Raw genomic sequence first — 14096 nt, 5'->3', positions numbered from 1 at the left:
CCGCCGCTGAAAAACGGGATACCCGCTTTCGCGGGTATGACGAACAGGGTGGTTATTGGCCTCCGAAAAGAACAAAACCTATCGGGAAACGATATCACTCCGTTTAGCGTCTTCAAGCCTATGGAGGTGAAGTTGCGACTGATCGAGATCAAGAGCAGCAGACAGGTTCGACTTCACCGTTTGCGGCATCTCGTCAGTTGCACGGCCTCTCAACCCTTCGCCCAAGTCTCGATCCGATAGCTGTAGCCCTGCTCGGTCAGAAACAGTTGCCGGTGACGGGCGAAATCCTCCTCGCAGGTACGCAGGCTGACCAGGGTATAAAACCGCGCCCGCCGGCCGTCCTTCTTCGGCCGCAGCACCCGCCCTAAACGCTGCGCCTCTTCCTGACGCGAACCGTACCTGCCGGATACCTGCACCAGCACATCCGCGTCCGGCAGGTCCACCGCGAAATTGCCCACCCGCGACAGCACCAGCCCCGGCACCGTCCGCTCGCGGAAACCTTGGTACAAGCGTTCCCGCTCCAATTGCGGGGTCTTGCCGGTCAGCAGCGGAAAGCCGGTGTCCACCGCCAGATCCTCCAACTGGCTGATGTACTCGCCGATCACCAAAATCCGATGCCCGGCCTCCTGCTTCAACAGCTCCGCCACCACCGCCCGCTTGCGGGGATTCTCCGCCGCGATCCGGAACTGGTTGCGACGCGGCGCCAGCGCGTATTCCATATCCCGGTCCGGCGTCTGGGCGACGCGGATTTCGGTACAGTCGGCGGCAGCGATCCAGCCCTGCCCTTCCAGTTCGCGCCACGGTACGTCGTAGCGCTTGGGACCGATCAGCGCAAACACATCCTTTTCCAGGCCGTCCTCGCGGATCAGGGTCGCGGTCAGCCCCAGCCGGCGGCGCGATTGCAGCTCGGCGGTAATGCGGAACACCGGCGCCGGCAGCAGATGCACCTCGTCGTAGATGATCAACCCCCAGGACCGGGCGTGAAACAGACCGAAATGGGCGAATTCGGCATCCTGACTCGGCCGGTAGGTCAACATCTGATAGGTCGCCAGCGTCACCGGCCCGGTATCCTTGCGCTGGCTGCTGTACTCGGCGACGGCGTCCGCCGGTAGATCGGTCTTGTCCAGCAACTCCCGCCGCCACTGTTCCATCGAAGTCTGGCTGGTGGTCAGAATCAGGGTGTTTTCCTGGACCAGCGCCATCACCGCCATGCCCACAATGGTCTTGCCGGCGCCGCAGGGCAGCACGATCACCCCGCTGCCACCCTGTGCCCGCCCGCCCTGATGGAAGGCCGCCGCCGCCGCCCGCTGGTAATCGCGAACCAGGAACGGCTCGCCGCCGCTCAGCTCACGCAGCCGCAGCGGCAATTCCTGTCCCTCGTTGTAACCGGCCAGATCGTCGGCCGGATAACCGATGGCGACCAGCGCCTGCTTGAGCAGGCCGCGTACCCCCAGGCGGACGCGAAACACCCGCTCCGCCAGCCGTTCGCCCAGCAGCGGCGCCACCTTGCGGTCGCGGGCCAGCAGTTCCGCCAGCGGCGCGTCGGCGACCCGCAACACCAGTCCCGCTTCGTCGCGCTCGATCACCGCCAGCCCGTAGCGCCGGCCCAGCGCCTCGATCTCCTGGGCCACGCCCTCGGGCACCGGATATTTGGCGTACTCGCGCAGGGTGGCGACCATCGCCCCGGTGCCCAGCCCCGCCGCCCGGGCATTCCAGATGCTCAGTGGGGTGATGCGGTAGGTATGGACGTGCTCCGGACTCTTGATCAGTTCGGCAAAGGGCGCGATGGCGTCGCGGGCCGCCTCGGCGCGAGGCGAATGCACTTCCAGCAGCACGGTCTGATCGCTCTGCACGATCAGCGCATTTTCGGGGAGGTAATCGCTCATTTGGGCAGGCTATAGCCGAGCTTGCGCAGCGCACCGCGAAAACGGGCTTCGGATTCGGTGGGCACCGCAAGATGCCGCTCGCCGGCCAGCAGACAAAACGGCTTGGTGCGGCTGTCGTTGGCGATCAGCGTCGCCAGCACCGCGTCGGCGCATTCGATCAGCCGGGCGGTTCCGGTGGTTTTCAGACTCCGGGCGCGGCGGGCCATATCCTCCAGAAAGCGCTCCACCGTCTCCGGCAAGGGTTGGCCGCCGAGCGAGACCAGCAACTCCGCCAGCACCTCGATGTCGTGCCCTTCCTCCAGGGCCTCCAGCAAACGAGCCTGATCCAGCTTCCATACGGCATCCGAGGACTTGCTCGCATAGCTGTCCAGCAGCATGGCGTCGGCCGGCTCCAGCGGCGCGCCGATGGCGGCAATCTCCAAATTGGGCAGCACTCGCAATACCGGCGCGGCGGGTACCTCCAGCGCGGCCGGCTGGTAGCGGTCCGCCAACCCCAGGCAATAGGCACCCAGCGGATTGATACGGAAATACAGCAGCCCGTCGTAGCGGCTGAGGAACGGCAGATCGTCGGTGCCCCAGTTGTCGCGATAGTCGGGCCGGGCGTCGTGCGGCGGGATATAGGCTACGTCCAGCAGCCCCAGGGTGGCGGCGTATTCGAACAGCAGACAAAGCGCGTAGCGGGCCTGCAAAATCTTCCAGTCGTGAAAACCTTCGTAGCCGAGGCTGCCGTAACCGGCTTCGGCGATGTAGAGATTCCAGGGATCGCGGGTGACCTCGAAATCCTGCCCGCTGGCCCGCATCTGGCGGAACAGGTCGTTCACCGCGATCCACCGCCCGGCCGGACAGTGTTGCAACGCCTGGTGGATGGCGGCGCGGCGGCCGGCGACGGCGGTCAGCCCCCGCTTGCCCTTGCCGGTCTGGCCCTTGATGCAGTCGATGCGCCGCAACTCGTCGATCAAGGTGGTTTTTTGCCAGCGCCGCCATATCTGCGCGATGGCCTTCTCCACCGGTTCGCCGAGCGCCTTTTGTCCGGTTTTGCTCAGTTGCAGCGTTTTGCCGCTCAGCGAAGCCAGCCCACCGGCCTGCACCAGCAGCGGCCAGGCGAACGGCTTGATCGGACCGATCCTGTCGTATTCGTCGTACTCGCTGTCGTCGTAGAAATCACCGCCGAGCAGCAACCCACCCAAAGCTCGGATCGCGGCGGCGCCGGGCTGGTGAGTCTTATCGCTGACCGCCAGCTTGCCGGCATCGATCAGGCGCAGGACCGCCTTGAGGTCGTGGATGGCCGCCCGCTCGGTCAGGCACCGGACGATCGGGATCTTATTCTGATACACCTTCTTCTTACGAGTCTCCTGGTCCCATTCCTCGTAGGTCAGCGCCCACTGGTCGGGGATATCCTCCCGTGGCGACAGCCGCGCCGGTTCGGGTTTTGGCACGAAGGACTTGCAACGCCGGCGCAGATCGTCCGGCATGATGCCGCCGTGGAAAAATACGCCCAACAACGAGGGGTTGCTGTTATAGGAGCGGTTCTCGCCCCAGTTCGGCGACTGGCCGTACTTGGCCTCGAAGCGCCCGGCATTGAAACGCGCATCCGGCCCGTGAACGACTTCGGCCACCGCCGCCTGCTGCATGGGATCGAGCTGGCTCCAAAGGATCTGAAGCCGTTCGCCCTCGGTCCGTTTGCGGATGAATTCGATCAAATCCGCCTTTCGGGTGGGCGGGTTCCCGCCGTCCCCCACCAGCGCGGCGAGTTTTTTCAGAATGTCCACCGTCCAACTCTGTAACGCATCGGCCAGCGTGGGGATGGATTGGGGTTCGTTTTGAATGTAGTAGGCCATGATCAAGACTCGCAATGGACGAACCAGGCACTCTCGGAAGAAGGGCCAGCTCGATTCAGTTCGAGGGAATTTTGCCCGCTTTCGGGCAGTGTGGTTACGATTTTCCTACAATTTCCTATGAGCTGCGTCCGGCTCGACCGCCAACCCGGCATGATCATGTCAAGGACCACCCTATGGAAGAACCCCATCTTTTCCTAATTTGCCTAAACGCCTTCGTGGCGGTCATCGGCCTGCTTGCGGCATTGGCCGGTGCTCTGCGGGGACTGATCGAACTGTTCCCGGAACGGCCCGGCACCGCCGCGCCATCGCCGCGGATCGACATGCGACAATCCGGCACCACCGCGCCACCGCCACGAGCCGCCGCCTGGCAACCCTGGAACGACACGGCCATCGCCGTCGCCATCGCCACCGCCACGAACGCCGCCGCACCCGGCGCGCGCGTCACCCACATCGAAGAAATCCGTTAACTACTTGAGAGCCACCATGATCTTTGCACCCACTCCAAAAAAAATCCAGGTCATGCTGACCGCCTTCCGCGATGGATTGCAAAGCGTGTTCGGCGGCAAGGTGCGCGTCAATGATGTGTTGCCCGCCATGCGGGCCGCCGCCGGGATGGGCGTGCGCCACTTCGAATTCGGCGGCGGTGCCCGCTACCAGGCACCTTACTTCTATGCCGGCGAGGACCCGTTCACCTGCATGGACCAGATGCGCGAGGCGGTCGGCCCGGATGCCGATCTGCAAATCCTCACCCGTTCGGTGTCCGGCGTTACCCTGACCACCCAGCGGCTCAAGGCGCTGGAAATGCAGGCGCGGTTGATGAAGAAACACGGCACCACCATCGACCGCAACTTCGATTTCATGAACGACGTGGACAATCTGATCAAGACCGGCCAGCCGATCGTGGCCGCCGGAATGCATCATCAAGTCTGCGTGGCGATGATGGGCCTGCCGTACCGATCCGAACGAGTCCATACCCCGGAATTTTATGTCGGGATCATCCAACGACTGCTGGAGGCGGGGCTTCATTTCGACTCGGTGTGCATGAAAGACGCCTCCGGCACCACCGACCCGCACACCTGCTACGAAACCGCCAAGGGCCTGAAGCGAATCCTGCCGCCCGAAGTACCGCTGTCCATGCACACCCACGACACCGCGTCGATGGCCGTGGCCTGCTACATGGCCGGCATCGCCGGCGGCGTGGACCGCATCGACCTGTCGGTGCGACCCCTGGCCTCCGGCACCTCGCAGCCGGACGTGCGTTCGATGTGGCACGCGCTCAAGAGTACCGGCTATACGCTCGACATCGACGCCGGCAAGATGAACGAGCTGGAAAAGCTGCTCGACGAGGCACTCAAGGACTATGCGTTCAATCCGGTCACTACCTCGGCCGATGCTCGGGTGGTCAATTTTCCGATGCCGGGCGGCGCCATCGGTCCCAATGTCCACATGATGGCGGAAGCCGGCATTCTCAATCGCTACGGTGAAGTGCTGGCCGAGTTCCCCGAAGTGGTGCGGGCCGGTGGCGCCTGGACCAGCGTGACGCCCGGCAGTCAGCAGTACTGGCTGCAAGCCTTCAACAACGTGCTGCACGGCCGCTGGCAAAAAATCGACGCCGGCTACGGGCGCTCGGTGCTCGGCTACTTCGGCCGCACGCCGGAACCGCCGGACCCCACGGTGATCAAGGTCGCCGCCGAGCAACTCAAGCTGGAGCCGTTCACCGGCGATCCGCTGGAAGAAGCCCCGGACAGTATCGCCACCGCCGAGGAGGCGCTGCGCGAACGCCAGTTGCCGCTGACCGAAGAAAACATCTTTCTGGTTGCCTCCGCCATCGTGCCGGGCAAGAACATGGAATTGAATGAGGGCATCCGGCTGTTGACTGGCAAGGCCCGGATCAACCTGCCACTGAAAACCAAGGAAAAACCAGCCACCGCAACCGTTCCGGCGCCGGTCCCGGCAACCCCCACGCCGACCGCCAGCACTCCCGCTCAAGCGACCCCCGCCCCCGCCCCCGCCCCCGCTCAGGCGGCTCTCGCTCAAGCGACCCCCACCTCCGTTTTCACCGCGCCGGTCACCACCCAATGCACAGTGGTCGAAGGCACCGTAACCCGCACCTTCCGCATCACCATCGAACCCCCGACGGGAACGAACCCGACGAGCGCGGCTCCCGTCACTCCCGCCCCGGCCCCCGCCGTCCCGACATCTCCGCCCCCCCTCGCCGCCGATCAGCGCACGCCGGTATTCTCGCCGTTCGAAGGCAAGGTCGAACTGGTGGACATCAACGTCAAAGTGGGCGATGCGGTGCGCAAGGGACAGGTCGTGGCCGCCGTCGAGGCCATGAAAGCCAAGCACGACGTGCGCGCGCCCCGCGACGGCACGGTGGTGGAAATCAATGCCGAACTCGGCAGCGAGGTCTTCGCCGGCAAGCCCATCCTGACCCTCGGCGGCTGACATGGATACCTTGTCGGAACTGATTGCCCAAAGCGGCTTCCGCGGCCTGAGCTGGCAGAACCTGATCATGTTCGGGATCGCCGGGCTGTTGATCTATTTGGCGGTGAAAAAGAACTACGAGCCGCTGCTGCTGATCCCCATCGGCTTTGGCGCGATGCTCGCCAATCTGCCGGCGGCCATGCTCGACGCTTCCAGCAGCTTTCACGCGGAGCCCGGCCAGACCATACCGTTGCTGCAACTGATCTACAGCATGGGGATCAAGACCCAGTTGCTGCCACCGATCATTTTCATGGGGGTGGGCGCGCTGACCGACTTCCGGCCGCTGCTGAGCCGGCCGCTCACCCTGCTGCTCGGCGCGGCGGCCCAATTGGGCATTTTCGTCGCCGCGCTCGGTGCCTTCTATTTGTTCGGTTTCACGGCCGAGGAAGCGGCGTCGATCGGTATCATCGGCGGGGCGGACGGGCCGACCTCCATTTACCTGACCGCCATTCTCGCTCCGCACCTGCTGGGCGCGGTGGCGGTGGCCGCCTACAGCTACATGGCCCTGGTACCGGTGATTCAGCCACCGATCCTGCGTCTGCTGACCACCCCCGAGGAGCGCGCCATCAACATGCCCCAGGCCCGGCCGGTGTCGCGGACGGCGATCATCATCTTTCCGATCATCATCACCGTGCTGACCGCCCTGGCCATCCCTTCCAGCGCGCCGCTGATCGGCATGCTGATGTTCGGCAATCTGCTGCGGGAATCCGGCGTCACCGACCGGCTGAGCAAGGCGGCCGGTGGATCGTTGATCAACATCGTCACCATCTTCCTCGGTCTGGTGGTCGGCGCCACCATGCAGGGCGACACCTTCCTCAGCCCGCAGACCCTGTTCATCCTGGTGCTGGGAGCGGTGGCGTTCGCCTGTAGCACGGCGGGCGGGATTCTGTTCGCCAGGCTGATCAACCGGTTCCTGCCGGAAGGCAAGCGCATCAATCCCTGCATCGGCGCGGCCGGTGTATCGGCGGTGCCGATGTCGGCTCGGGTGGTGCAAAAGTTCGTTTCCGAGCAGACCGATGGGGAGGTGAACCCGCTGATGGCGGCCATGGGTCCCAACGTGGCCGGCGTGATCGGGTCGGCGGTGGCCGCCGGGATGTTCCTGGCGCTGCTGCGCTAATCCGCCGGTGATGAAGTGGCGTTAAACTCTCGTCTTACTCCTCTCCAACAGCCGAAGGAAAATCGACTCCATGGCCAGCAATTCCCCCATCAGCATCGGCGTCCTGACCAGCGGCGGCGACGCCCAGGGCATGAACGCCGCCGTTCGCGCCGTTGTCCGCACCGCGATTCAGGAGGGCGCCGCCGTCCACGCCATTTACGAAGGCTATCAGGGCATGGTCGATGGCGGTGACCGTATTCGCCCCCTGTCCTGGGACGACATGGGCAGCGTTCTGCACCGGGGCGGCACCGTCATCGGTACTGCTCGCTGCCCGGCGTTTCGCGAGCGGGAAGGCCGGCTGATCGCCGCCCGCAATCTGATCCAGCACGGTATCGACCGGCTGGTGGTGATCGGCGGCGATGGCAGCCTGACCGGCGCCAATCTGTTCCGCCAGGAATGGCCGGAACTGCTGACGGAATTGGTTCAGGCCGGGGAGATCGATGAAGCGACCGCCCAAGCTCACCCGGCGTTGATGATCGTGGGTCTCGTGGGTTCCATCGATAACGATATGGTCGGCACCGACATGACCATCGGCGCCGATTCCGCCCTGCACCGCATCATCGAAGCCATCGATGCGCTGACCAGCACGGCGGCCAGCCACCAGCGCAGTTTCGTGGTCGAGGTCATGGGTCGGCATTGTGGCTACCTGGCGCTGACCAGCGCCATCGCCGGCGGCACCGACTATGTTCTTATCCCCGAATATCCCCCGGCGGAAGGTTGGGAAGATCGCATGTGCGAGATGCTGCGCCATGGCCGGGCGGCGGGTCGCCGCGACAGTATCGTGGTGGTGGCCGAAGGGGCGACCGATCGGGCCGGCAACCGCATCAACGGGGACTACATCCGTCGGATTCTGGAAGAACGGCTGGGCGAAGATACCCGCGTGACCATTCTTGGTCATGTCCAGCGCGGTGGCACGCCCAGCGCCTATGACCGCTGGATGAGCACCCTGGTCGGCCATGCCGCCGTCCAGGAACTGCTGGCGGCCACGCCGGACAGCGAGCCGCAACTGATCGGCGTTCGTTATAACCGGGTTCGGCGGTTACCCTTGATGCAATGCGTCGAGCAGACCCGAGAAATAGCCCGGACCATCGCCGAAAAGAATTACGCCAAGGCCACGGAACTGCGCGGCAGCAGCTTTACCGAGATGACCAAAACCTTCAGGGCCATGGCCGAGGCGTTGCCCAGCGTGACGCCCTCGGTCCGTCCGCGCCGAATTGCCGTTCTACATGGTGGTGGGCTGGCGCCGGGCATGAACACGGCCGCCCGGGCCGCCGTGCGGCTGGGCCGCGATCGCGGGCATGTGATGTTGGGGGTGCGTGGCAGCTTCACCGGGTTGGTCGATGGCCGGATCGAGGAGCTCACTTGGGGCGATGTCGAAGGCTGGACCGCGCTCGGCGGCGCCGAGTTGGGCGCCGGCCGGCAAGTCCCGACCACTGAGCAACTCTATACCGTGGCCCGCTCGCTGGAAACGAACGGCATCGACGCTTTGTTGGTGATCGGCGGCTGGAAAGCGTATCAGGCACTACACCGACTGGATAGCGAGCGGGAGCGTTATCCCGCCTTCAAGATCCCGACGGTTTGCTTGCCGGCCACCATCGACAACAACCTGCCTGGATCGGATTTGAGTATCGGCGCCGACACCGCGCTCAACGTCATCGTCGAAGCGCTGGACCGCATCAAACAATCGGCGATGGCGGCGCGGCGCTGTTTCGTGGTCGAGGTGATGGGCCGACATTGCGGCTATCTGGCCATGATGAGTGGTTTGGCGGCGGGCGCCGAGCGGATTTATCTGCCCGAGGAGGGTATCACCCTCAAGGATTTGCAGGCCGACGTGGAGCGGATGGTCGAGAGTTTTCGCGGCGGGCGGCGCTTCTATCTGACGATCCGCAATGAATACGCCAACGCGCAATACACCACCGATTTTCTGGCCCGGTTGTTTGAAGAGGAAGGTCATCAGCTATTCGATGTGCGCCAGGCGGTGCTGGGCCACATTCAACAGGGCGGCAACCCTTCGCCGTTCGATCGCATCCTCGCGACCCGGCTGGCGGCTTATGGCATCGATTTTCTCACCGGGGAACTGGAACGCGGTTCGGCGGCGGGCGCGTTCATCGGCATGACCGAAGGCAAGCTGAGCACCTTCCCGATCAAACAGATGCCGGATATGGTTGACGCCGTCAACCACCGGCCGCTGGAGCAATGGTGGCTGGACCTGCGAGCGGTCATGCAGGCCATGGCGCAACCGGGCGCCTAGCCCTCACTGGCCTTCATTCGCGCCGGTGAGTGGTGGGAGGAGCGCGCAGAATGTCCAGCGCTTCGGGATATTCGAAGTGCTCGATCCGCCGCTCCAGTTCCACCCACAACGGCCCGAAGGCGGCCTTGAGCAGCGCCCGATGGGCCGAGAAAACCTGGTTGGCGCGCAGCTTGGACGCCGCCAGCAGCGGCTCCAGTTCGGCGAGCACCCGCCCCAACGCGGCCGGGTCCACTTCCAGCACCCGGCCGGGCTCCGCGTCCTCCGCCAGGACGGCGAGAATCTTCCCGGTCAGCGGGGCGATTTCCGCCGCCACCGCCTCAACCCGCGCCGCCACCGCCGCCGGTTCGTCGCCGGCGGCGAGCGCCGCTTCCAGCGCGGCGGCGAGTTGCTGGATTCCCACCACACCCAGCGTGCCGGACACGCTTTTGAGCGAATGCGCCAGCCGCCGGGCTTCCAGGATATCGCCGTTGGCCAGCGCCTGGCGCACCCGGTCCATGTCGCCGGCATGATCGACGGCGTAGCGCCGCAACAGCTCGGCATAACGAGGCCCATGACCGTTCAGCGCTTTCAGACCGGCGGCGGTCTCCAAACCGGGGATCGCGCTCAAACCCGCCAGCGGCACCGCCCCGGATTCCGAGCATGGCGGGGAGGCGTCGGGCGCGACCGGTTCGCCTCCCGTCCGCGCCGGCAGCCAACGCAACAGCTTGGCAAACAGCCGCTCCGGGTCCACCGGCTTGGCGACAAAGTCGTTCATCCCGGCGCTCAGACAGGCGAGGCGGTCTTCCTCGAACACGTTGGCGGTCATCGCCAGAATCGGCGGGTGGACCGAATCGCACTGGACGCGAATCGCCTGGGTGGCCGCCAGACCGTCCAGTTCCGGCATCTGCACGTCCATCAGAATCAGGTCGTAGGACTGGGCGCTGGCCTTGGCCACCGCTTCCCGGCCATCCACCGCCGTATCCACCGTCAACCCCACCCCGTGCAACAGCGCCAGCGCCACTGCCCGGTTGATGGCGTTGTCTTCCGCCAGCAACAACCGTGCCCCGGCGCAGCGACGGCGCAATTCCGCCTCGGCATTGGTTGCGACCCCCTCGGCAACGGCCGGCGGGCTTGGCTGGCCCCGCCTCAGCCGCGCGGTAAACCAGAAGGTGCTGCCCTGACCCGGTTCGCTCTCCACCCCCACCTCGCCGCCCATCAGTTGCGCCAACCGCTGGGTGATCGCCAAGCCGAGGCCGGTGCCGCCGTACTTGCGCGTGGTCGTGGCGTCGGCCTGGACGAAGGCTTCGAATAGCCGGGCGCGGTCCCGCGGGGCCATGCCGATACCGGTGTCCTGTACCTCGAAACGCACCCAGAGAGTCGTGCCGTCGTCGTCCAACAGCCGGGCGCGCAGTGCAATGGCCCCGTGCTCGGTGAACTTGACGGCGTTACCGGCATAGTTGAGCAGGGCCTGACGCAGCCGGGTCGGATCGCCGTGCAGCCAGAGCGGCACGTCGTCGCCGTCCACGGTGACGCTCAGCCCCTTGGCTCGGGCCGATTCGGCGATCAGCGAGCGCACATGATCCAGTACCGCGCCCAAGGCAAAATCGGTCTGTTCCAAAACCAGCTTGCCGGCTTCGATCTTGGACAGATCGAGAATGTCGTTGAGAATGGACAGCAGATGCCGGGTGGCGCCGCTGATCTGAATCAGGTGCGCGGCCTGCTCCGGTGTCACGGCCGTCCGCCGCAACAGGTGAGTCAACCCGACGATGGCGTTCATCGGCGTGCGGATTTCGTGGCTCATGTTGGCCAGAAAGGTGCTCTTGGCCTGGTTGGCGGCCTCGGCGAGCGCGCGCGCCTGCTCCAGTTCGGCGGTCCGTTCCGCCACCAGTTCCTCCAGATGATGACGGTGCCGGTCCAACTCCTCGCCGATCCGCTTCTTCTCGGTAATGTCTTCCTTGACCGCCACATAATGGGAGACGCGCCCGTCCGGCTGGCACAGGGGCGTGATGATGGCAAATTCGACATAGTCATCGCCATCCTTGCGCCGGTTGATGAACTCGCCTTTCCACGGCTGGCCCCGGCTCAGTGCATCCCACAGGGCGGCATAGCGATCGCGAGAGGTCTTGCCGGATTGCAGGAGCTTCGGGTTCTGGCCGACCGTCTCTTCGCGGCTGTAGCCGGTAGTGCGCACGAAGGCCTCGTTCACATACTCGATCCTGGCTTCCAGGTCGGTGATCACGATGCACTCCGGACTTTGTTCCACCGCCTGGGCCAATTTGCGCAGTTGCGCCTCGCTGCGGCGGCGCTGCACGATGCGCCAGATTTCGTTGCCAATGAGCTGGACGGTTTCCATATCCAGCTCGGTGTAATCGGTAGCCTTGTTGCCCACGCCGGTCAGCATGACCACCTGGCCGTTCTCGATCACCGGCACGGAGAGCAAGCGGTTCAGTTCGGCATGACCTTCCGGCAGGCCGTGCTTGTGCGGGCAGGCGGCGTAGTCGTTGAACACCACCGGCTGGCGCCGGCGCAAGGCGTCCGCCCAGATGCCGGCCTGGCTGACCGGATAGTGCGTGTCGTGGACCGCCTTGCAATAGTGTTGCAAGGTGCGCCGCGACCAGGTCACCAGTTCGATGGTCTCCTCGTCATCGTTGACGAAGTGGATGAAGGCGATCTGGCTGCCGGTCAGATCTTCCGCCAGCTCCTGGCCACGCTGCATGAACGCCGTCTCATCCAGTACTTCCCCAGCCTTGGGCAATTCCAGTAGAGCTTCGGCACGACGGGCCTGGAGGGCCAAGGTTTCCTCGGCCCGTTTGCGCTCGCTGATATCGCGGATAAAATCCTGACGATAGCACTGACCATCGATCTCGATGGTGCGCGCGCTGATCTCGACCGGGAACAGACTGCCATCGCGGCGACGGTGCGCGGTTTCGGACAGGATGCCCTCCTGACCGGCCGCGGACTGCCAATGCCGCTCCAGCTTGGCCAGGGTCTCCGGGAGACACAGATCGCGGATGCTCATGCCGCGCAGCTCCTCGGCGCTCCAGCCATAGGCCGCCACGGCCGCCGCGTTGGCTTCGACGATGTGGCCAGCGACATCGATCAGGAGGACGATATCGAGCGCTTTTTCGATCAGAGTGGCGTAACGACTGGCGAGCATCAGGCGCTGCTCGCGCTCGTGGGCGATATCCTGCTCCAGGCGCAGTTGCCTGGCCTGGGCCTGCTGCGTGGCCCGGACAAAGGCCAGTTGCTGGCGCTGACGCACCAGATACCAGCCGGCCACCGACACGAACAGGGCCAGAGCGCCGGCCAGAATAATCCAGAGAAACTCCCCGGCCGTCTCGGCGTACAGCTCCGACCGATCCAGCTTGGCCAGCAGGTACCAGTCGGTGCCGGGGATGTTGCGCCCCACGCCGAACACCGCCGCGCCCCGGTAATCCTCACCTTGCAGCAAATGGCTGACCCCTACTTTGCCGCGCGCCAACTGCGCGGCGAGCAGGTACTCGTCGTTGATCGGTCGATGCAGTTGCAAGGCGGCATCGGGGGCATATTTCAAAGCGTTCAGAAATTCGATCTGCTCGCCGTTACGCCGGAACAGCACCACCTCGCCGCTGGCGCTGGGCACCGGCCAATCGCCGAGATGCCAGGGCAAGTACAGGGTCTCTTCGGTATGCAGGATGACCAGGGGGTGGGGCTGCTGCCCCGCGGCCACGGGCAGGGGCACCGCGAAATCCAGATGGATGCGCCCCTCGGCGTCTCGATAGGGTCCAACCCAGCACACATCGCTGCTCTGGGCGGCCCGCACAAAACCGGCGCGCGCGGTGGGGTCAAGCTCGATGGAAACATGACCGACATGCCACAGGGGCCGAGCCTGTTCGTCCAGTAGCACGATGGCCTCGAAAATGCCCAGTTTGTGGAATTCAATCAGGCGCTTGAATAAGCGGTCACGGCTGGCGGTATCGCCCGTTTCCCGCCAGCGGCGGTAATAATCGGCCAAGGATTCGCTGGTCTGGATCAGGCGGGCATTTCTCAAGCGCTCCTCAAACCAGTCCGCCACCTGCTGGGCCTTCAGATCGGCGATGGTGTGCAGGCGGGCGATTTCCTTCTCCTGTTCCTCCCGCACCGCGTAGGCGATGGCGGCAACGGTGAGCGCGACAATCAAGGTCGCAAGTAGCGCCAGGGGGATCAGCGAGGCGCGCGGCGGCATCGCTACCCCTATCGCGTCGTCGCCCGGCCAACGCCGCCGCAGCAAACCATAAAGCAGCAGGGAGGTAACGGCGATGAAGACCCAGCCCTTGGCGGTACCCGCCAGAGTGATCTGACTCGGGACATCCAGCCACCATTCCATGGCCTTATCGGAGAACAAGATCCACAGGGCGGCAAAGACGGCATAGATGAGGACCACGCGGAACACCCAAAAGCGGGGGGACCGAATCGGCGATGGGGGCGTCTGATCGGCTGCGTGCATGGGATGCGCCTGGTCGTGCTGCGTTTTTAGAGAC

At 64.8% G+C, this 14096-nt stretch carries 7 protein-coding genes; 4 read left to right on the top strand and 3 right to left on the bottom strand.

Annotation, left to right across the window (positions count from 1 at the left end; all coding sequences use genetic code 11):
* Positions 1–209: 209 nt before the first annotated feature.
* Positions 210–1886, bottom strand: a complete 1677-nt coding sequence (locus tag IPM89_03760; GenBank protein QQS54960.1) for a DEAD/DEAH box helicase — start codon at positions 1884–1886, stop codon at positions 210–212.
* Positions 1883–3724, bottom strand: coding sequence for a helicase-associated domain-containing protein (locus IPM89_03755; protein QQS54959.1), 1842 nt, complete (start codon positions 3722–3724; stop codon positions 1883–1885). The genes IPM89_03760 and IPM89_03755 overlap by 4 nt, the downstream gene beginning before the upstream one ends.
* 173 nt (positions 3725–3897) lie before the next feature.
* On the opposite strand from IPM89_03755, the gene IPM89_03750 reads away from it, so the two are divergent.
* The 4 genes from IPM89_03750 (at position 3898) to IPM89_03735 (ending at position 9618) form a co-directional block, all read left to right on the top strand.
* Positions 3898–4191, top strand: coding sequence for a hypothetical protein (locus tag IPM89_03750; GenBank protein QQS54958.1), 294 nt, complete (start codon positions 3898–3900; stop codon positions 4189–4191).
* 16 nt (positions 4192–4207) lie between these two features.
* Positions 4208–6172 carry a biotin attachment protein gene (locus IPM89_03745; protein QQS54957.1) on the top strand — a complete coding sequence of 655 codons (1965 nt, stop codon included), beginning with the start codon at positions 4208–4210 and terminating at the stop codon, positions 6170–6172.
* A 1-nt stretch (position 6173) separates the two neighbouring features.
* Positions 6174–7328 (top strand): sodium ion-translocating decarboxylase subunit beta, encoded by a 1155-nt coding sequence (locus tag IPM89_03740; protein QQS54956.1) that lies wholly within the window; start codon positions 6174–6176, stop codon positions 7326–7328.
* A 70-nt stretch (positions 7329–7398) separates the two neighbouring features.
* Entirely contained in the window at positions 7399–9618 is a 2220-nt protein-coding gene (locus IPM89_03735) for a 6-phosphofructokinase (GenBank protein ID QQS54955.1), read from the top strand.
* Positions 9619–9631: 13 nt separating this feature from the next.
* On the opposite strand, the gene IPM89_03730 is transcribed toward IPM89_03735, so the two are convergent.
* The gene (locus IPM89_03730) at positions 9632–14062 is read right to left on the bottom strand and encodes a PAS domain S-box protein (protein ID QQS54954.1); all 4431 of its coding nucleotides are present in this window, start codon (positions 14060–14062) and stop codon (positions 9632–9634) included.
* Between the last annotated feature and the right edge of the window lie 34 nt (positions 14063–14096).

It is taken from the genome of Candidatus Competibacteraceae bacterium (genome assembly GCA_016699715.1).
Lineage (GTDB): Bacteria > Pseudomonadota > Gammaproteobacteria > Competibacterales > Competibacteraceae > Competibacter.
Note: the sequence above shows the minus strand (reverse complement) of the source record. Positions and strands in the feature narration are given on the sequence as shown.